15 protein-coding genes and 1 pseudogene are annotated in these 18,698 nt (G+C 63.1%); 14 read left to right on the top strand and 2 right to left on the bottom strand.

Translation table 11 applies throughout. The annotated features are described in order from the left end of the window. Positions 1-7: 7 nt before the first annotated feature. Together ACIPL0_RS24995 and ACIPL0_RS24990 are read left to right on the top strand one after the other, a co-directional pair. Positions 8-1,372: a DUF1329 domain-containing protein gene (locus tag ACIPL0_RS24995; protein ID WP_400600485.1), complete on the top strand. Its 1,365-nt coding sequence runs from the start codon at positions 8-10 to the stop codon at positions 1,370-1,372. Between the two features lie 1,293 nt (positions 1,373-2,665). After that, on the top strand, positions 2,666-5,428 hold the full coding sequence (locus tag ACIPL0_RS24990; RefSeq protein ID WP_400600382.1) for a LuxR C-terminal-related transcriptional regulator: 2,763 nt from the start codon (positions 2,666-2,668) through the stop codon (positions 5,426-5,428). 12 nt (positions 5,429-5,440) lie between these two features. Here ACIPL0_RS24990 and ACIPL0_RS24985 read toward each other — a convergent pair whose 3' ends face one another. Continuing rightward, positions 5,441-6,640: an HD-GYP domain-containing protein gene (locus tag ACIPL0_RS24985; protein ID WP_400600384.1), complete on the bottom strand. Its 1,200-nt coding sequence runs from the start codon at positions 6,638-6,640 to the stop codon at positions 5,441-5,443. Positions 6,641-7,366: 726 nt separating this feature from the next. Here ACIPL0_RS24985 and ACIPL0_RS24980 point away from each other — a divergent pair. The 7 genes and pseudogenes from ACIPL0_RS24980 to ACIPL0_RS24950 form a co-directional block, all read left to right on the top strand. Continuing rightward, a pseudogene (locus ACIPL0_RS24980) lies at positions 7,367-7,657 on the top strand (methyl-accepting chemotaxis protein); the annotation flags it as partial. Between the two features lie 9 nt (positions 7,658-7,666). Beyond that, positions 7,667-8,074, top strand: a complete 408-nt coding sequence (locus tag ACIPL0_RS24975) for a CZB domain-containing protein (RefSeq protein ID WP_400731618.1) — start codon at positions 7,667-7,669, stop codon at positions 8,072-8,074. Between the two features lie 98 nt (positions 8,075-8,172). Then, the gene (locus ACIPL0_RS24970; protein ID WP_400600386.1) at positions 8,173-8,817 is read left to right on the top strand and encodes an MBL fold metallo-hydrolase; all 645 of its coding nucleotides are present in this window, start codon (positions 8,173-8,175) and stop codon (positions 8,815-8,817) included. Positions 8,818-8,926: 109 nt separating this feature from the next. Next, a complete protein-coding gene (locus ACIPL0_RS24965) occupies positions 8,927-9,625 on the top strand; it encodes an OmpA family protein (protein WP_400600388.1) in 699 nt (232 codons plus the stop codon). Between the two features lie 741 nt (positions 9,626-10,366). Then, the gene (locus tag ACIPL0_RS24960) at positions 10,367-11,530 is read left to right on the top strand and encodes an aromatic ring-hydroxylating dioxygenase subunit alpha (protein ID WP_400600390.1); all 1,164 of its coding nucleotides are present in this window, start codon (positions 10,367-10,369) and stop codon (positions 11,528-11,530) included. Positions 11,531-11,567: 37 nt separating this feature from the next. Next, on the top strand, positions 11,568-13,229 hold the full coding sequence (locus ACIPL0_RS24955) for a choline dehydrogenase (protein ID WP_400600392.1): 1,662 nt from the start codon (positions 11,568-11,570) through the stop codon (positions 13,227-13,229). 9 nt (positions 13,230-13,238) lie between these two features. Further along, positions 13,239-14,300 (top strand): GlxA family transcriptional regulator, encoded by a 1,062-nt coding sequence (locus tag ACIPL0_RS24950; protein WP_400600394.1) that lies wholly within the window; start codon positions 13,239-13,241, stop codon positions 14,298-14,300. A 210-nt stretch (positions 14,301-14,510) separates the two neighbouring features. Here the strand turns inward: ACIPL0_RS24950 and ACIPL0_RS24945 are convergent, their stop codons facing one another. After that, positions 14,511-15,239: a class II aldolase and adducin N-terminal domain-containing protein gene (locus tag ACIPL0_RS24945; protein WP_400600396.1), complete on the bottom strand. Its 729-nt coding sequence runs from the start codon at positions 15,237-15,239 to the stop codon at positions 14,511-14,513. Between the two features lie 379 nt (positions 15,240-15,618). Here ACIPL0_RS24945 and ACIPL0_RS24940 point away from each other — a divergent pair, with 379 nt between their 5' ends. From ACIPL0_RS24940 to ACIPL0_RS24920, 5 genes are read left to right on the top strand one after another with little or no spacing between them, the layout of a single operon-like run. After that, entirely contained in the window at positions 15,619-16,143 is a 525-nt protein-coding gene (locus ACIPL0_RS24940; RefSeq protein WP_400600397.1) for a spore coat U domain-containing protein, read from the top strand. Between the two features lie 26 nt (positions 16,144-16,169). Then, entirely contained in the window at positions 16,170-16,694 is a 525-nt protein-coding gene (locus ACIPL0_RS24935; protein ID WP_400600399.1) for a spore coat U domain-containing protein, read from the top strand. A gap of 20 nt (positions 16,695-16,714) precedes the next feature. Then, complete coding sequence (locus ACIPL0_RS24930) at positions 16,715-17,251, top strand: spore coat U domain-containing protein (protein ID WP_400600401.1); 537 nt, start codon at positions 16,715-16,717, stop codon at positions 17,249-17,251. A gap of 4 nt (positions 17,252-17,255) precedes the next feature. Beyond that, complete coding sequence (locus tag ACIPL0_RS24925; RefSeq protein ID WP_400600403.1) at positions 17,256-17,756, top strand: spore coat U domain-containing protein; 501 nt, start codon at positions 17,256-17,258, stop codon at positions 17,754-17,756. Between the two features lie 45 nt (positions 17,757-17,801). Continuing rightward, positions 17,802-18,590 (top strand): molecular chaperone, encoded by a 789-nt coding sequence (locus ACIPL0_RS24920; protein WP_400600405.1) that lies wholly within the window; start codon positions 17,802-17,804, stop codon positions 18,588-18,590. The last annotated feature ends 108 nt before the right edge of the window (positions 18,591-18,698 follow it).

The raw sequence follows: 18,698 nt of genomic DNA, 5'->3' as shown, positions 1-18,698 counted from the left end.
CATGAACATGAAAGTAACCAAGGGGCTGTTGCAGGTCGGCGTGCTGGGTCTGTCGTTGCTGGCGACCGGCGTGATGGCCGCAGTGTCCGACTCTGAAGCCGCCAAGCTGGGCGCCAGCCTGACCCCGATGGGTGGGGAGAAGGCCGGTAACGCCGCCAACACCATCACTGCCTGGAGCCCGATGCCGACCAACGCCGGCGCGGTGGATGACAAGGGCTTCCTCGCCAACCCGTACGCCAATGAAAAACCGCTGTTCACCATCACCGCGCAGAACGTGGAGCAGTACAAGGACAAGCTGGCGCCGGGCCAATACGCGATGTTCAAGCGCTACCCTGACACCTTCAAGATGCCGGTCTACCCGACCCATCGCGGCGCTGCCGTGCCGGCGGACGTGTCGGCGGCGATCAAGCGCAACGCCACCAACACCAAGCTGGTTTCCGGCGGCAACGGCCTGGAGAACTTCGAAACCGCCGTACCGTTCCCGATTCCGCAGAGCGGCCTGGAAGTGATCTGGAACCACATCACCCGCTACCGTGGCGGCAGCGTGCAGCGTCTGGTGACCCAGGCCACGCCGCAGACCAACGGCTCGTTCAACCCGGTGTACTTCCACGACGAGTTCGTGTTCCGCGACAAGATGAAGGATTTCGATCCGAAGAACCCTGGCAACATCCTGTTCTACTTCAAGCAGGAAGTGACCGCTCCGGCGCGTCTGGCCGGTTCCGTGCTGCTGGTTCACGAAACCCTCGATCAGGTGAAAGAGCCGCGCGCCGCGTGGGTCTACAACGCCGGTCAACGTCGCGTGCGTCGTGCACCGCAAGTGTCTTATGACGGCCCGGGTACTGCGGCCGATGGCCTGCGCACCTCCGACAACCTGGACATGTACAACGGCGCGCCGGACCGTTACGACTGGAAGCTGATCGGCAAGCAGGAGATGTACATCGCCTCGAACAGCTACAAGCTCGACGATCCGAAGCTCAAGTACACCGACATCATCAAGGCCGGCCACATCAACCAGGACCTGGCGCGTTACGAGCTGCGCCGCGTCTGGCACGTGACCGCGGCCCTCAAGGAAGGTCAGCGCCACATCTACGCCAAACGTGACTTCTTCATTGACGAAGACACCTGGCAAGCGGCGGTGATCGACCACTACGACGGTCGTGGTCAGCTGTGGCGCGTGGCCGAGGCCCACGCCGAGAACTACTACGACAAACAAGTCCCGTGGTACGCCCTGGAAACCCTGTACGACCTGCAATCGGGCCGTTACCTGGCGCTGGGCATGAAGAACGAAGAGAAGCGTGCTTACGACTTCGGCTTCAGCGCCACCATCAGCGACTTCCAGCCTAACGCCCTGCGTCAGGAAGGCGTGCGTTGATCGTGCAAGTGATTTGGCGAGGCTGATGCAACGTTGATCACAGCTACCACGCATTGCGCTTCGCCGGTTTTACCCTGTGGCTGAACCCCAGAGGTGTGGAAGAAAAATACCCCGATTTGTCGGGGTATTTTTTTGTCTGGCAGTACCAGACCCTGTAGGAATGCGGATTTCTGTAGGAGCTGGCTTGCCCCGCGAGCGCGCCGGGGTCGCGTCCGACCGAAGTCGTCGTAAAACCTGTGTCTGCGGTGTTTCTGGTCTTTTGCATTAGCTGCTAACGCAGCCCTGTTTCGCCTGTGGCACGTTTCGCGGATTTATGTAGGAGCTGGCTTGCCCTGCGACCGGCGACGAAGTCGTCGTAAAACCTGTGCACGCGGAGTGTCTGATGGATTGCTGATCTGCTAACGCAGCCCTGTTTCGCCTGACGGCGAGTTACTTGGAAAAGCCCCAAGTAACCAAGGGCTTCTTACCCCACCATACGGCACCTCGCTAATGCTCGGTGTTCCCTCACTCCGGCAATGCTCCGTGGGCCCGCCGCGAATGGGCCATCCATGGCCCACGCGGCTCTCGCGACATCCTGTCGCTCGGCCCACTCCACATCGCCTGCGTTCGGCCTTCTGGGACGGGGCCCCAGATCAAAATCTCGCCGAGGCGGACTAACGTCCGACCTGGCTCTGTGAGAACACTCACCTTGTAGGAGTGAGCTTGCTCGCGATGGCGATCTTACGGACACCACTGTCGGAAAGCCGGACTGCTGCAGGTGGGTGAACACCATCTGCTTTTGATTCTGGCCGAAGGCCGTGGGAGGGTGCCTGTTGAATTTCGGTATGACGCTGGAAAATTGTAGGAGCGCGCTTGCCCGCGAAGGCGTCAGTCCAGTCAATGCTGTGCTGGCTGATCTCCCGCTTTCGCGAGCAGAGCTCCCTCCCACAGGTTTTCAGGGTGCCTGTTGAATTTCGGTATGACGCTGGAAAATTGTAGGAGCGCGCCTGCCCGCGAAGGCGTCAGTCCAGACAACGCAGATCCACCGCTTTCGCGAGCAGAGCTCCCTCCCTCAGGTTTTTAGGGTGCCTGTTGAGTTTTGACATGACGCTGGCCCTGCGAGCACCCCCGCCAACAGGCCGGTGTACCGAGGTTGTGGTTTTTCGCTCTGTACCTATAAAGCAACATTCGCGGTATTGATTGAATACATTTTCTTACAGTCTTTCGATGAACCGCCTTCAAAAGGCCCGACTGAGCCGCTAGTCTCCCCCAATCTGAACGCCGTATAACAAGCACTTCTAACAAGAGCCGGCCATGACTGATCTGTCGCGTTTGCAAGGAATCGCAAATCACGCAGTCACTGCGTTGGAAGGACGTTTCTTCCGCCCGCCACTGCCCGAAGGGTACGTGCGTCGGCCGCGATTGTGTCAGCGCTTGAGTGCAGGGCTGTCCGGGCGTCTGTTGCTGGTCAGCGCGCCGGCGGGGTTCGGCAAGAGTTCGCTGGCGGTGGAGTTCTGTCAGAGCCTGCCGGATCAGTGGCAAAACCTGTGGCTGGGCTTGAGCCAGCGTGACAGCGACCCCGGCCGCTTTCTCGAACGGCTGCTCTCCGGTCTGCAACAGTTTTTCCCGCAACTGGGCAATCAAGCGCTTGGTCTGTTGAAAATGCGCCAGCGTCATCAGCCGTTCGCCTTCGAAGAATGGCTCGACGGTCTGCTCGACGAGCTGGCGATGCACCTGATGTTGAGCAAGCCGCTGCTGCTGGTGCTTGATGACTATCACCTGGTGCAAGGGCCGGTGCTCGACCGCTGCCTGCAATTTCTCCTCAATCATCTGCCGGCGGGGCTGGTGGTGCTGGTCACCAGCCGTCAGCGTCCGGACTGGCATCTGGCGCGTCTGCGTCTGTCGCGGCAGTTGCTGGAACTGTCCGAACAGGACTTGCGGATGACCCGCGACGAATCCCTGGCCGTGCTCGACCGGCACAGCGACGGCCTCAGCGAGCAGACCCTGCACACCCTGTTGCAGCGCAGTGAAGGCTGGGTTGCCGGCCTGCGTTTCTGGTTGCTGGCTGCCAGTGAAGCGGGCAATAACACGCTGACCCAGGAGCTCAACGGCGGCGAAGGGTTGATCCGCGATTACCTGCTGGAAGAGGTCATTGATTGCCTGCCCGCCGAGGTGCAGGCGTTTCTCTATGAAACCGCGTGCCTTGAACGTTTCTGCACCTCGTTGTGCAACGCCGCCCGCGACAGTCATGACAGCGCCGACATGCTCGCGTACCTGCAAGCGCATCAGGTTTTCCTGGTGCCGCTGGACGAAACCGGGCGCTGGTTCCGTTATCACCATCTGTTTTCCGATCTGCTCCGCGCCCGCGCTGGCAGCACCATGGCGCCGCAGCAACGGCGATTGCACCTGAATGCCTGCCGCTGGTTCAGCGACCAGGGCTTGCTCGACGAAGCCATCGAACAGGCGCTGCGGGCCGGGCATCTGGATGTGGCGGCCAACCTGGTGCAGAACCTTTCCGAGGAGCAGTTGCTGGCCGAACAGAACGTCGGCATGTTGCTGCGCTGGAAAATGGACCTGCCCGACAGCCTGCTGATCAGCACGCCCCGGTTGATCGTGCTGTACGCCTGGGCATTGGGTCTGGCCTGCCAGCTAGACGCCGCTGAAGAACTGGGCAACCACCTCAGCCGCTTTCTGCCGGCACCGTCGGCCACGGCGCAGAAGTCCATGCTGGCGCAGTGGCTGGCGCTCAGCGGCATCATTGCCCGTGGGCGTGGCGACCGCGAAACCGCCCACCGCTACTGCAGCGAAGCGCTGGTCAGCCTGCCGCAGAAACGCTACGGCCAACGTCTGCTGTGCCTGTCGACGCTGGCCAATCTGGCAATCACCGACGGCGATCTGTGGCGGGCGCGGGCGCTGAACCGCGAGGCACTGGAGCTGGCGCAGCGGGTCGCCAATCCGCTGTTTGAAGCGTTGGCCCATTACGACCGCGCCCGCACGTTGCTGGCCAGGGGCGAGGCGCTGCGCTCGCTGGACGAAGTGCGTCTGGGCCTGCAACGCCTCGACGGCCTGTCCTCGCAACGGCTGTACGCCGTGCGTGCGCGGCTGACGCTGTATGAAGGCTATTTGTACGTGCAATGCCTGCAACCGGAGAAAGGCCGTACACGCCTGGAAGCCGGTCTCATCGAGGCACGCGCCTGTCGCGACATCAGCGTGCTGATCGGCCATTGCGTCATCGCCGGGTTGGAAGGGCGCGAAGGGCGTTTTGCCGAGGCCTTCGCCGAACTGGCTGAAGCCGAGCGGCTGATGCATATCTGGGACGTGCCGCCGGTGTATTACCTGGCGATGATCACCCTCGCCAAATGCGAGTTGTGGCTGGCGCAAGGGCGTATCGATCTGGCCGACGCCTGGCTGCTGCGCCTGGGCCAGACCTATGGCGGCGAGCAACCGGCCGCCGCGCCGGAATGCCTGCCGCAGATGCCGCAGCACATCGAATTGCTCCAGGCCATGCTCGACCGCACTCAAGGCCGCACGACGCAGGCGAACGAGCGTCTGCAGCGCCTGGAAGACCACGCGCAGCGCATCGGCGCCGGTCTGCTGGGGTTGAATGCGACAAGTCAGCGGATTCTGTTGTTGCTCGACACGGGCAGCCAGAGCCAGGCGCAGGGCCTGCTCAACGGTTGTCTGCTCGGCGCGACCGGTGGCGCCGTGTTGCCACTGCTCGGGTTGATGCGTCAGCACCCTGACTGGCTGCGCGAGCAACTGCACAAGCGGCCGCGCTGCCGTCTGGTCGATTATCTGTTCAAGCACCTGCGGCCCGCCGAGCCCGGCAGGGAAATGCCGGCAGTGCGCGATAGCAATGAGTCCACGGCGTGCCCGATCAACGACTACCTGAGTGCCCGTGAAATGGGTGTGCTGCAGCTGATCGCCGAAGGTTGTTCCAATCAGGAAATCAGCGAACGGCTGTTCATCTCGCTGCACACGGTCAAGACCCACGCCAGCCACATCAACAGCAAACTGGGCGTGGAGCGACGCACCCAGGCGGTGGCCCGGGCGCAGGAGCTGGGTTTGCTGGGCTGACCGGCGACGGCGTCAGCTCGGCAGATCAAGCCACATCATGTTGATATCGCCGACCATCCAGTCGTCGACCTGTTCGAAACGGACAATCGCATCTTCTTCGCCGGGGTGGCCGAGGTCGATGATTTTTGGCCTGAAAGCGGTGCGGGTGCGGGTCGACATGAACACCTTCACCTTGGGGTGCAGCAGGGACTTGTCGCCCTGTTCGATCACCACGCCCAAGCGCTCACTCTTCATGCGCACCAGCGTGCCGACGGGGTAAATGCCGACGGTTTTGACGAAGTGCTGGAAAATCGTTTCATCGAAGTGGCCTTTCCATGACGCCATTTCCCGCAGCGAGCGGGCCGCGTCCCAGGCCTTTTTGTAGCAGCGCTCGGAGGTGACGGCGTCGTACACGTCGCAGATCGCCGCCATCCGTGCCAACAGGCTGATTTCCTCGCCCTTCAGGCCGTGGGGATAACCCGTGCCGTCGACTTTCTCGTGATGATGCAGGCAGACGTCCATCACCGCTTCGGTGATCTGTTCGCTGCCGCGCAGAATCTCGAAGCCGGCCTGCGGGTGGTTTTTCATTGCCTCGTACTCATCGATAGTCAGGCGATCCGGCTTGTTGAGGATCTTGTGCGGAATCGCCATCTTGCCGACGTCGTGCATCAGCCCGGCCACACCCGCTTCGCGCACCTGTTCTTCGTCAAGCTTCATCTGCCGCGCAGTGGCCACCATCAGCGCGCACACCGCCACCGAGTGCATGTAGGTGTATTCGTCGGAGACTTTCAGGCGCGACAGGCTGATCAGCGCATGGGGGTGGCGCATCACCGAAGTGGAGATCTCTTCGACCAGCAGGTCGACGTCGGCGACATTCATCGAGCGGCCCATGCGCGCGTCGCTGAACATGTTCATCACCGCCTTCTTGGCTCGCCCGCAGATCAGCCGCGCGCGAGCCAGTTCCTCTTCCATGCTGGCCGGGCGGGTATCGGTGAAGCGCTCGATGGGGGGCGGGGTGTTCGGCAGTGGCGTGGAGGTTTCTTCGGGGCTGATGCCCAGGCGGGTGTCGATCCACACTTCGCGGGTCGACTGTTGAATGCGGTGCAGCACGGCTTCATCGCGCAGTTCACGCTCGATGTGCGCGGTCCAGAAGGCGTCGTTGGCCCGTGGGCGCCCCAGCTCATGGATGTACATACCGAGCCGGAGATCGGAGGCGGCGATCTTTCTTATCATGGAGCATTCTCTTACGACACGGGAACAAGGCTGCTCTGTTTTGCCGGCCGGGGAGCGACGTCGTGTCGAGCCCGATGCCTGCGCATTCCGATGGTTGCGTAGAGCCAGTATATGAATGGTTTTTTGCAAAAAGCATCCCGACAAAGACCGATGGTGTGACGGGGTTCGGCTTTCCCAGTACAAACAAGGGCTTAGCCCGACAAACCGACGGTGCGACCGGCGACGAAAGGCCATCACCCAGGCACCATGGGGGGATGGTCTTGGGTTTTTTCGCGCAATTGGCTCTTTTCCGGGGCAGTCCCGGCCCGTAATTTCCGCGCATTTGCCCGGATCGGCCGGGCCGGGGGAGCGGGGATGCAGTTCGTTTGGCGCAAGAAAACAGTCGTGCCCACAGCACCGGTGACCCAGCCCATGCCCAACGGGCCGACCGTGGCCGAGATCGAGGCGTCGCTTGGCGAGTTGCGCCAGTTACGCGCAGACGACCAGCTTCAGCGCGATTTTTATCGGGGCCTGTCGGAGAACCTGCTGACCTGCGGCAATTCGCTGTCCCACGTCAGCGAATCCTTCTCGACGCTCAATCGTCAGCTCAAGATCAACCACCAGCGCGCCGACAACGTGGCCCGCTCGGCGGTGGACAACCGCGAGCAGATCACTCATTTGCAGGAACAGTCGCGGGTCATGGAAGCTGGCGTCGATGCGCTGGAAGCGGTGATCAATCATCTGGTCGGCCGCGCGGGCGAGATCGACCGAATCGTCGACCTGATCAGCGACATCGCCCGTCAGACCAACCTGCTGGCACTCAACGCCGCCATCGAAGCGGCGCGGGCGGGAGAGTCCGGGCGCGGGTTTGCCGTGGTGGCCGGGGAGGTTCGTCACCTGGCTGAGAAAACCGCCCAGGCCACCCAGGAAATCGTCAAGGAAACCTCGGCGATCCAGCAGGACATCAGCGTCGCCAAACAGGCCATTTCCGAGCAAAGCCAGGCGTCGGCGGCCTTCGCCACGGTGATCGACAAGACCGCTCAGGCCATGGCCGGCATGTTCGACGAAGCGCAGACCATGCAGCGGGAAATCGACCAGTCGCACCTGCTGTCGCGGGTCGAACTGGCGAACATGGAAGAACTCACCCTCAAGGTCGCGGTGTACGACCGCTTGCTCAACCCGCGCCCCGAACCACTGATTCTGCCGGACGAAACCGAATGCCTGTTCGGCAAGTGGTATTACGAGCAGCAAGACGCCGATCCACACCGCAGTGCCGAATTCCGCCGTCTGGAAGTCCCCCACCAATTGGTCCACAGCAGCGGTCAGGCCGCCATCGATGCCCACGCCCAGGGCGAACTGAAAAAGACCCTGGAACATGTGAGCAAAATGGAGGCGGCCAACGTCACGGTGATGCAGACGGTGAAGGCGTTGTTGAAGTCGCGGCTGGCAGGGTAGTCCGCCGGCGGGTTGAACGACGGCGGTTTTCGGGGGAACCTTGGCGCATCGTTAGCGCCGGACTGTTCCCGGCCGCCGTTTTTCAGACGCAGGCTGCCATGCAAAACACCAAACCCACGCTCATCCGCGAAACCTTCCCTGTCGGCCCGTTGCAGTGCAATTGCACGATCATCGGTGATCCTGTGACGAAAAAAGCCATCGTGGTCGATCCCGGTGGCAATCATGAGCTGATCCTGGCGAAGCTGGAGGCTTACGGCTTGAAGGTGGTCAGCATCATCCACACCCATGCGCATCTGGACCATTTCCTCGCCTCCGGGCAGTTGAAGGAAAAGACCGGGGCGACGCTGCATTTGCACAAGGAAGATCAGTTCCTGTGGGACAACCTCGAAACCCAGTGTCAGGTGTTTCGCGTGCCGTATGTGCCGGTGCCATCGCCGGACCGCTGGCTGGAGCACGATGAAGAGCTGGCCTGCGGTTGTGGTGTGGCGTTGCATACGCCGGGGCATACACCGGGGTCGATGAGTTTCTGGTTCGAGGACGCGAAGTTGCTGATTGCCGGTGACACGCTGTTCAAACGCGGGGTCGGGCGCACCGATTTGTGGGGCGGCGATCAGGCGACCATCGTGCGTTCGATCAAGCAGCGCCTTTACACGCTGGACGAGGATGCGACGGTGGTGACCGGTCACGGGCCAGACACTCGTCTGGGCGACGAGATGCGGGAAAACCCTTTTGTCCGCGCCTGAGGACCGTTCAGGCCGCGTTAAGGAATTTTTTACCGTTGTCGTGCTCTAATCGCGCACATTGCCCGGCTTTTTCCGGGCCATAGAAAAGCAAAACAGGAGCGTTCCTCAAATGTTGACCTTCCGCCGTTTGATCATCGCTGCCACCGCACTTGCCGTGCTGTCCGGCTGCGCGTCGCAGAACCCCTACGACAATCAGGGCCAGGCACAGAATTCCGGCGGCATGAGCAAGACCGCCAAATACGGTGGCCTGGGTGCGCTGGCCGGTGCCGTCGCCGGTGCCGCCATCGACCACAACAACCGTGGCAAGGGTGCGCTGATCGGCGCTGCCGTGGTAGGCGCTGCCTCCGCCGGTTATGGCTACTACGCCGACAAACAGGAAGCCGCACTGCGTGCAAGCATGGCCAACACCGGCGTGCAGGTACAGCGTGAAGGCGACAACATCAAACTGGTCATGCCGGGCAATATCACCTTTGCCACCGACTCTTCGGCCATCGCCAGCAGCTTCTACGCGCCGCTGAACAACCTGGCCGGCTCGCTGAAGCAGTACAACCAGAACGTCATCGAAATCGTCGGCTACACCGACAGCACCGGCAGCCGCCAGCACAACATGGACCTGTCGCAACAGCGCGCCCAGAGCGTGGCGACCTACCTGACGTCGCAAGGTGTGGATGCATCGCACCTGTCGGTCCGTGGCGCAGGCCCGGATCAACCGATCGCCAGCAACGCCGACGTCAACGGCCGCGCCCAGAACCGCCGTGTCGAGGTCAACCTCAAGCCGATTCCTGGCCAGCAATACCAGCAGCAATAAGCCACACGCTGCAACCAAAACCCCGGCCATGCGCCGGGGTTTTTTATGGCGCCCGCCACCTGATTTTTATGGGAGCCCGCTTGCCCGCGAAGGCGTCGGATCAAATACACCTGCGTCGACTGACCCGCCGCCTTCGCGAGCAGAGCTCCCTCCCACGGCCTGCGGCCAGAATCAAAAGCGATCTGCGTCGCTCCCCCGAAGCAGTCCGGCTTGCCGGCGGCAGCGATCCCAAGGTCCATGCCGCCGGCAAGCCGGACTGCTACGGGGGAGCGACACCGGCCTGTGGGAGCGGGCTTGCCCGCGATGGCCTGGATCAGCCCCCCCCTGCATTGACTGACCCACCGCCTTCGCGAGCAGAGCTCCCTCCCACGGCCTGCGGCCAGAATCAAAAGCCCCATCGCGCCGCTTCCCCGTAGCAGCCCGGCTTGCCGGCGGCAGCGATCCCAAGGTCAATGCCGCTGGCAAGCCAGACTGCTACAGATCACGCGACACCGGCCCTGTGGGAGCGGGCTTGCCCGCGATGGCCTGGATCAGCCCCCCCTGCATTGACTGACCCACCGCCTTCGCGAGCAGAGCTCCCTCCCACGGCCTGCAGCCAGAATCAACAGCGTTACGGAGCGGGTTGATCAATCCTGCAGCCAACTCGTCGCATTCCATCAATCGCCACTCCCGCGCCAGCCCTAGATTAACCTTCAACACAAGCCGCCGAGCCGAGCGGTGTCACTGTCGAGGAGATCGTCCATGCAATCAGTCCATACCCTGAAACAGCAAAGCCCGGTCGATGCGTGGGATCGGCAGGACCCCGAGCAGGCGTTCACGCTGCCGTCGCGGTATTTCTTCGACCGGACGCTGTTCGAGGCCGAGCGCGACAATATCTTCATGCACGCCTGGCACGTGGCGGGGCATGTCAGTGAGTTCGCCGAGCCGGGGCAGTATGTGGTGGTGGATCTGTTCGATCAGAGCGTGGTCATCGCCCGGAATCGGCAGGGCGAAATCCGTGCCTTTCACAACGTTTGCCAGCATCGTGGCAACCGTCTGCTGGAGACGCGGCGCGGCACCACGGGCGGGGTGGTGCGCTGCGCCTATCACTCCTGGTGTTACGAAATGGACGGCAGCCTGCGTGGCGCGCCGCGTTGCGAGCGGATGAAGAATTTCGAGCTGCAGCAGTTCAACATTCCGCAGCTGCGCACGGAAGAAATGGGCGGGTTCATCTACTTCAATTTCGACCTGCAAGCACCGTCTCTGCGCGAACTGTTCCCCGGTGCCGACGAAGAAATGCACCGGGTGTTTCCAGACCTGGCGCAGATGCGCCTGATCGAGGAGCAGGACGTGATCGTTCCGGCCAACTGGAAAGTGATCATGGACAACTCCATCGAGGGCTATCACTTCAAACTGTCCGGCCCGTGCCATATCGATCTGGCAAAACTGATCGACTTCAAGGGCTACCGTTTGACCAAACGCGACAACTGGTGGACCTACATCGCTCCGGCCAACCTTGCCGCCGGCGAAGCCTACGGCGTGAAGCTGCGCGATGACCTCAATCCGGACGAGTGCTTCTTCAACATCGGCATGTGGCCGAACAACACCTTCTATACCTTCCCGTTTTCCGAATTTCTCGGCACCTTCATGATGATCCCGCTGGACGAAGAGCGCTCGCTGCTGCGCTTCGGTTACTACTCCTCCAACCCGGAAACGGCAGAGGTCTCCAAGGCCTGCATGAAGTGGATGAACGAAGACCTCGGGCCGGAAGACATCGCCCTGAATATCTCGGTGCAGAAGGGCCTGCATTCCCTCGGCTACGACCAGGGCCGCTACATGATCGACGCCCAGCGCAGCAACGAGAGCGAACACTTGGTGCATCACTTCCACCGGCTGGTGTTCAACGGCATTCACGGCACGCGCTGACGCCCGAACTTCGCACTGGAAAGGAGTACCGACCATCATGGCCGAGCACGGGTTTGATTATGTGATCGTGGGTGCCGGATCTGCCGGTTGTGTGCTGGCGAACCGGCTGGGCGAAGACCCGGACGTGCAGATCCTGCTGCTGGAAGCCGGGCCTGTGGATAAAAGCTGGACCATCGACATGCCGTCGGCGGTGGGCATCGTGGTGGGCGGGACGCAGTACAACTGGAGTTATCGCTCCGAACCCGAACCGTTTCTCGACGGTCGCCGTATCGGCACGCCACGCGGGCGCACGTTGGGCGGTTCGTCGTCGATCAACGGCATGGTTTACATCCGTGGCCATGCTCGCGATTACGACAACTGGGCCGAGCAGGGCTGCAGCGGCTGGAGTTATCAACAGGTGCTGCCGTATTTCAAGCGGGCACAGAAGCATGCCGAGGGCGCGGATGCGTACCGAGGCGATGGCGGGCATCTGCATGTCACGCCCGGAGACATCGGCACGCCGCTGTGCGCCGCATTCGTCAAGGCAGGTGAGCAGGCCGGTTATCCACAGAGCCGCGACCTCAACGGTTATCAACAGGAGGGTTTCGGCCCGGTGGACCGCACCACTCGCCAGGGCCGGCGCTGGAGCACGGCACGCGGCTATCTCGCCGAAGCGCTGGCGCGGGGTAACGTGACGGTGATAACCGAGGCGAGGGTGCTGCGCATCCTGTTCGAGGGGCAGCGGGCGATCGGTATCGAATACGCCCACAACGATCAGACCCACACCGCGCGGGCCCGTCGCGAAGTGCTGCTGACGGCGGGAGCGATCAATTCGCCGCAGTTGCTGTTGCTGTCCGGCGTCGGGCCGGCGGCGGAGCTGCGCGATCTGGGTATCGAGGTGATCCGCGACCTGCCGGGCGTTGGCCGACGCCTCAACGATCACCCTGACGCGGTGGTGCAGTACCGCTGCAAGCAGCCGGTGTCGATCTATCGCTGGACCACCGCGCCGGGCAAGTGGTGGATCGGCGCGCGCTGGTTCGCCACCCATGACGGTCTGGCGGCGAGCAATCATTTTGAAGCCGGTGCGTTCATTCGTTCTCGCGCCGGTGTCGAGCACCCCGATCTGCAACTGACCTTCATGCCGCTGGCGGTGCAGCCGGGCAGTGTCGATCTGGTGCCGGGCCATGCGTTCCAAGTGCATATCGACCTGATGCGTCCGACCAGCCTGGGCAGTGTCACCCTCAACAGCGCCAGTCCCTACGAGCCTCCGCGCATCCTGTTCAACTACCTGAAGACCGAGCAGGACCGTGCCGACATGCGCGCCGGTGCGCGACTGGTCCGCGAGATTCTTGCGCAGCCGGCCATGGCGCCGTTTCTCGGTGAAGAACTGGTGCCGGGGCCCGGTGTGCAGAGCGATGAGCAACTGGACGCCTGGGCGCGACAGGTCACCGAAACCGGCTACCATGCCAGCGGCACCTGCAAGATGGGCCGGGCGGACGATCCGCAAGCCGTGGTCGACGCCGAATTGCGGGTGCTGGGGCTGGACGGGCTGCGCGTGGTCGATGCCTCGATCATGCCGGTCATCGTCAGCGGCAACACCAACGCGCCGACGGTGATGATCGCCGAGAAGGCCAGTGACATGATTCGTGGACGAGCGCCATTGCCGGCGGCCGACGTGCCGGTGTGGACGCACCCGCTTTGGCAGTTGAAACAGCGCTGAGGGTTGCAGATGAAGGCTGATCCGCTACACAGCGGCTTGCGTGACTGGCAGCGCACTGACGCCGCGCCGCTGCGGGTGGCGATCGTGCTGCTGCCGGCGTTTTCCAACTTCGGCTTGGCGGCGGTGATCGAGCCGCTGGCCATCGCCAACTGGCTGAGCCAGCGCAGCCTGTTCGAGTGGACGCTGCTGTCCCTCGACGGCGCGCCGGTGCAGGCCAGCAACGGTCTGAGTACGGTAGTCGGCGCGGCCATGGACGGCGAGCAGGGCTTCGACGTGTGCGTGCTGGTCGCCAGTTTCGATGTGCACAAACACAGCCGCAACCTGGCGCTGAAAAGCTGGCTGCGTCGTCAGGCGCTGTTCGGCGCGGTGCTGATGGGCGTGGAAACCGGCACCGAGCTGCTGGCTGCCGCCGGGGTGCTGGACGGTTTCGAAGCGGCGGTGCACTGGGACAACCTGCAGGGTTTTCAGGAAAGTTATCCACGGGTCAAGGCGCGGGCGCAGCTGTACACGCTGGAGCGTCAGCGCCTGACCTGCGCGGGCGCCACGGCGACGCTGGACATGCTGTTGAGCTGGATCCGCCAGAGCGTGGACAGCGATCTGGCCCGGGAAATCGCCCTGCATCTGTTGGTCGGCCGGGTGCGCGATCCGGGCGAGAGCCAGCACGAAGGCAGCCTGAGCAATGCTGCGCTGTACGGCGGCAAGATGCGCAGGGCCGTGCAGTTGATGGAGCAGGCGCTGGAAGAGCCGCTGGACTGCGAAGCGATCGCTGCGCAGGTCGGGCTGTCGCGGCGGCAGCTGGAGCGACAGTTCAAGCAGCACACCGGGCTGTCGCCGTTGAAGTTCTACATGACCCTGCGCCTGGCCCGCGCGCATAGTCTGTTGCAGCAGACGGGCCTGAGCGTGGCGCAGGTGGCGGCCAGTGCCGGGTTCGGTTCGCTGGAGCATTTCTCCCGCACCTACCGGGCGAAATTCGGCTGCGCGCCGAGCGAAGACCGCAGCCAGGTGTGGAGCGCCCCGGTGATGCGTCAGCCGTTGGGCAAGGTGCCGGAAACCGATGCCGAGCGCTTTTGATCCTGTAGCCGGCTTGCTGGTGAATGCGCTGTCGTGCGGTAAACGGGATTCTCTGTGGGAGCGAATTCATTCGCGATAGGCCGGTGCAGTCGATACACATGTGTCGATTGCAATACCGCATCGCGAATGAATTCGCTCCCACAAAAAGAATGCCAGTGCCATCAGTGAGACCGGTGATGCGATGAGTGTCGTGTTCCGGCAGGCGCGGGCTCAATCCCGAAAACCGGGCTCTTCTTCGTCCAGTATCCCCATCAACGCACTGAAATGCTTTTCGGCGAAACCGGGATATTCCAGCCATTGCCGAGCAGTCTTGCGGGCCACTTCATCGCTGGCGACGCGCAGCGGCCGGCCGGTGGCGAGAGCAGTGATGTACACCTCGCAGGCGCGCTCGAAGTAATACAGATCATCGAACGCCTGGGCCACGCTGGATGCCGCCACCAACAGGCCGTGATTGCCCATCAACAGGATCGGCTTGTCGCCGAGCAACCGGCTGACCCGCTCGGCCTCGTCGCCCAGGCCCATGCCGTCGAAACCTTCGTCGATCACCACCCGTTCGAAAAAACGCATGGAATTCTGTTCGATCGGCGGCAGGCGCGAGTCGGCCAGGCAGGCCAGCGCGGTGGCGTATTTCGAATGGGTATGAAGGATGCAGCGCGCATGGGGCTGGTTGCGATGCAGCGCGCTGTGCAGGGCCGACGCGGTGATGTCCGGGGCGTCCGGACGGTCCAGGCTGGTGGGGTTGTCGGCGTCGATCAGCAGCAGATCGCTGGCGCGGATGCGCGAGAAATGCCGACCATACGGATTGATCAGAAACTCGTGGCCGTCGGCGCGGGTGGCGACGCTGAAATGGTTGGCGATGGCCTCGTGCAGGCCCAGCCGTGCCGCCCAACGGAAAGCGCAGGCCAGTTCGCTGCGCAGGGTCTGATGATCGGTGTGCATGTGGATTCCCCCTGTCGGTAGGGGCGAGTGTAGGGCGGGGATGGCGGGCTGCTTGATGGTTCGCGACACACCGCGTCGCTGTGGAAACGGCTGTTGCGGGCCAAGGATGTAACGGGATTCACCAAGCACGGCACAACCTGTGGGAGGGAGCCCTGCTCGCGAATGCGCCATGTCAGCCAACACGATGTTGACTGAGACATTGCATTCGCGAGCAGGGCTCCCTCCCACAGGGGCAGACGTGTGTCTGAGCCAGCGGTGTTCAGCCCACCCATTCGGCTTCATCCTACCGTTCATTCGCATATTTCCTGCGTCACTGGCAGCTTCGTCCCGCACTGCTAACCTGATGTCAGCAAGCCATTCCTCAAAAGGAACTGAGGCAGTGAATGGATTTCTGGTGGTGGCTGTCATGGCCATTTTGTTCAGCGCTCCGCTGTGGGCCGCACAACTCCAGGTTGAGGTGCGGGTCAATGTGATGCGCGGCTGTCAGTTGGTCGGTACGACCCGCGACGCCGGTATCGAACAGCTGGGTGTGCTGGACTTCGGCAACACTTCAAGGCTCGATGACCGTGGCGAAGCGCTCGGCGCGGCGCTGGATGCCGCGCGCCTGCCACGGCTGGAATGCAACCCCGACACCCCTTATCAAGTCAGCATCGACGGCGGCCTGCACGGCGGCACCGGCGATGTGCGCTATCTGGCTGGCAACGGCCGCAGCACACCCATTCCCTATCGCCTCTATCGCGACCCGGCGCGACGCATCGCCCTGCCGGTCAATCAACCGGTGAGCGGCATCGTGCCCGACACCGGCTCGGTGACGCTGCCGCTGTATGCGCGGATCGAGCCGTTCAAACAGATTCCGCAGGTCAGCCAGTACAGCGACGTGGTGAAAGTCACGGTCAGTTGGTGAAGCGCGGCCAAGGGAGGTCATCGCCGATGAAACATCTGCAACACACGGTCGTTGCCCTGGCGTCGCTGCTGCCGCTGGCCGACAGCGCCCACGGCGCGATCACCGGGCACATCGACGCACGGCTGATCATCACCGCCGCCTGCGAAGTCAGTGCTGGTGGCGGTGAACTGCCGGGCAGTCTCGGCGAACTCGATTTCGGCAATCAGGGGCCGACCTGGAACGCCCCCTTGAGCAGCCGCCTGAGCAGTGGCGACGGCGCGTTGAACGTCACCTGCAACCCGTCGGTGAAAGGCTTCACCGTGACCATCGACGGCGGTACCCACGGCGACGGCTCGATCCGGCGCCTGAGCAACGGTCGTCAGACCATACCCTACCGACTGAGTGTCGATGCCGCCGGCCTGGACACTTACAGCATCGGCCAGCAAAGGACTTTCGCAGTCAGCGACGGCACGCAACGACCGATCCCGGTCTATGGCGTCGTGGTGGCGAATACCAGCGCGCTGCCGGCGGGCGTCTACAGCGACACCCTGACCGTCACGCTGGATTGGTAACTCAACAGAGGATGAGGATCATGCAAGCAGTTGTCTCACGTCTTGCCGTAACGGCGCTGGCTCTGGGGTTGGTCGGCGGCGCTCAGGCGGCCACCACGGTGACCGGACAGATCACCTCCAGCCTGATCTTGACCAGCGCCTGCCTGGTCAACGGCAGCGCTGCCACGTCGGGGCTGAATTTCGGTACGTTGAATTTCGGCACCACCGGCAGCCTGTTCACCACGGCCACCGGGCAAGTGCTGGCCGGTGGCGGCGGTGCGATGTCGATCCAGTGTTCGGCCGGCAGCACGCCGGTGCTGAAGGTGCGTGCCGGTGCCCACGACGGCCAGATTGCCGGCGGCAGCCGGGCGCTGGCTGATGCGTCCAGCAACTTTGTGCCGTACGACCTGTACACCGATGCCGGTTTCAGCACGCTGCTGCCGATCGACGGCACGGTCGCGCTGGGGGCCAGTACCGGCGCGGCGCAGACCGTCAATCTCTATGGCAGGGCGGTGGGCCGTCCAGGGCTGCCGGCGGGGACGTACACCGACACCATCGCTGTCGAACTGACGTTCTGATGCCATGGCCGGCCATGGACGTGCCGCATGCCTGCTGCTGTGCGCGCTGGGCCTACCCTTGCCGCTGACGGCGGCCACCAGCACCACGTTTCAGGTCAGCGCCAGCATCGTGCCGGGTTGTCTGGTGGTGGGCGGCGGATCGAATTACGGCAGCCTGAACTACGGCACGTTTTCGGTGCTGTCGACCAGCACGGTTTCGGCCTCGCTCGCCAGCGGCGTGCAGTTGCAATGCACGCCGGGAACGACGTTGACCATGAGTGTCGATGGCGGGCAGAACAACAACAGCGGCCGGTTCATGAAAATTGGCAGCGGTAGCGCAGTGGTGGCTTATCAACTGTATCGCGACGCCGGGCTGAGCCAGACCCTGGGGGTGGGGCAGAGCGTCAGCGTGACCTACAGCGACGCCAACAATATCCGCCTGCCGATCTATGGCCGGGTGGTGTTGCCGGGCAATCAGCCGGTGGGCACCTACAGCGACACCGTGCAAGTGCAATTGACCTGGTAGCGATCCAGCGATCAGGGGTGTTTTCCAAGGAATAAGGAGTGGGGCATGGGGGCGTTTTTCTGGCGGTCACGGGGCGTGCATATCGGCCTGTTGACCCTGGCGATGCTGGGCGCGGTGCCGGCACAGGCGGCCAGTTCGGTGCTGATCTGGCCGATCGATCCGGTGCTGGAAGCCGACCAGCAGGCCAGCGCGCTGTGGCTGGAAAATCGCGGCAATGAAACCGCCAACCTGCAGATCCGTGTGTTCGGCTGGGCGCAGAGCAATTTCGACGACCAGTACCAGAATCAGCGTGACGTGATCGGCAGTCCCCCGGTGGCCCGTCTGGAACCCGGCCAGAAACAACTGGTCCGCCTGACCCGTACCCGCGATGTGCCGCCGGGGCAGGAATTGGCCTACCGCATCATCATCGATGAAATCCCGGCGCCGAATCCGCCGGCGGGCAGCGACGGCAAGACCCAGGCCGCGATCCATTTCCAGATGCGTTACTCGGTGCCGCTGTTCGCCTATGGCAGCGGGTTGTGGAGCAAGGAAGACCCGACTCGCCAGCGCGACCCGAAAGGCGCGGGCACGCCCGACCTGAGCTGGCGCAAGGTCAGCGAAGGCGGCCGGACTTTTCTTGAGGTCCGTAACCGTGGCGCCGTACACGCGCGGCTGACCGACGTCGCGGTGCGCCAAGGCACCCAGAGCCGACCGCTGGCCGAAGGGCTGATGGGCTATGTGCTGCCGGGTGCAACCATGCGCTGGCCGATGCCCGAGGCGCTGGCCTCCGGGCAGGAATTGCAGATGCGCATCAACGGCGCAGCGCAGCCGGTCAGCGTCAAGGCCAGTCAGTAAGCGCAAGCGCTAGAGGGGCCGGTCGAGGTGACGGTGGCGCCGGCAGGAAGCCGCCGCTGCGTCGAACGATATTCAAGGATGTATGTCGGGAGTGAGCTGCGTGTGGGC

The organism is Pseudomonas sp. NPDC090208 (assembly GCF_044746785.1).
Lineage (GTDB): Bacteria > Pseudomonadota > Gammaproteobacteria > Pseudomonadales > Pseudomonadaceae > Aquipseudomonas.
This window is presented reverse-complemented; position numbering and strand designations above follow the sequence as displayed.

What these genes read in the sequence shown, in the direction of transcription:
- ACIPL0_RS24955 (WP_400600392.1), top strand. Translation starts at nt 11,568, where the DNA reads ATGGCCGAGCACGGGTTTGATTATGTGATCGTGGGTGCCGGATCTGCC.
- ACIPL0_RS24995 (WP_400600485.1), top strand. Translation starts at nt 8, where the DNA reads ATGAAAGTAACCAAGGGGCTGTTGCAGGTCGGCGTGCTGGGTCTGTCG.
- ACIPL0_RS24925 (WP_400600403.1), top strand. Translation starts at nt 17,256, where the DNA reads ATGGCCGGCCATGGACGTGCCGCATGCCTGCTGCTGTGCGCGCTGGGC.
- ACIPL0_RS24975 (WP_400731618.1), top strand. Translation starts at nt 7,667, where the DNA reads ATGGCCGGCATGTTCGACGAAGCGCAGACCATGCAGCGGGAAATCGAC.
- ACIPL0_RS24990 (WP_400600382.1), top strand. Translation starts at nt 2,666, where the DNA reads ATGACTGATCTGTCGCGTTTGCAAGGAATCGCAAATCACGCAGTCACT.
- ACIPL0_RS24920 (WP_400600405.1), top strand. Translation starts at nt 17,802, where the DNA reads ATGGGGGCGTTTTTCTGGCGGTCACGGGGCGTGCATATCGGCCTGTTG.
- ACIPL0_RS24930 (WP_400600401.1), top strand. Translation starts at nt 16,715, where the DNA reads ATGCAAGCAGTTGTCTCACGTCTTGCCGTAACGGCGCTGGCTCTGGGG.
- ACIPL0_RS24950 (WP_400600394.1), top strand. Translation starts at nt 13,239, where the DNA reads ATGAAGGCTGATCCGCTACACAGCGGCTTGCGTGACTGGCAGCGCACT.
- ACIPL0_RS24945 (WP_400600396.1), bottom strand. Translation starts at nt 15,239, where the DNA reads ATGCACACCGATCATCAGACCCTGCGCAGCGAACTGGCCTGCGCTTTC.
- ACIPL0_RS24935 (WP_400600399.1), top strand. Translation starts at nt 16,170, where the DNA reads ATGAAACATCTGCAACACACGGTCGTTGCCCTGGCGTCGCTGCTGCCG.
- ACIPL0_RS24965 (WP_400600388.1), top strand. Translation starts at nt 8,927, where the DNA reads ATGTTGACCTTCCGCCGTTTGATCATCGCTGCCACCGCACTTGCCGTG.
- ACIPL0_RS24970 (WP_400600386.1), top strand. Translation starts at nt 8,173, where the DNA reads ATGCAAAACACCAAACCCACGCTCATCCGCGAAACCTTCCCTGTCGGC.
- ACIPL0_RS24960 (WP_400600390.1), top strand. Translation starts at nt 10,367, where the DNA reads ATGCAATCAGTCCATACCCTGAAACAGCAAAGCCCGGTCGATGCGTGG.
- ACIPL0_RS24985 (WP_400600384.1), bottom strand. Translation starts at nt 6,640, where the DNA reads ATGATAAGAAAGATCGCCGCCTCCGATCTCCGGCTCGGTATGTACATC.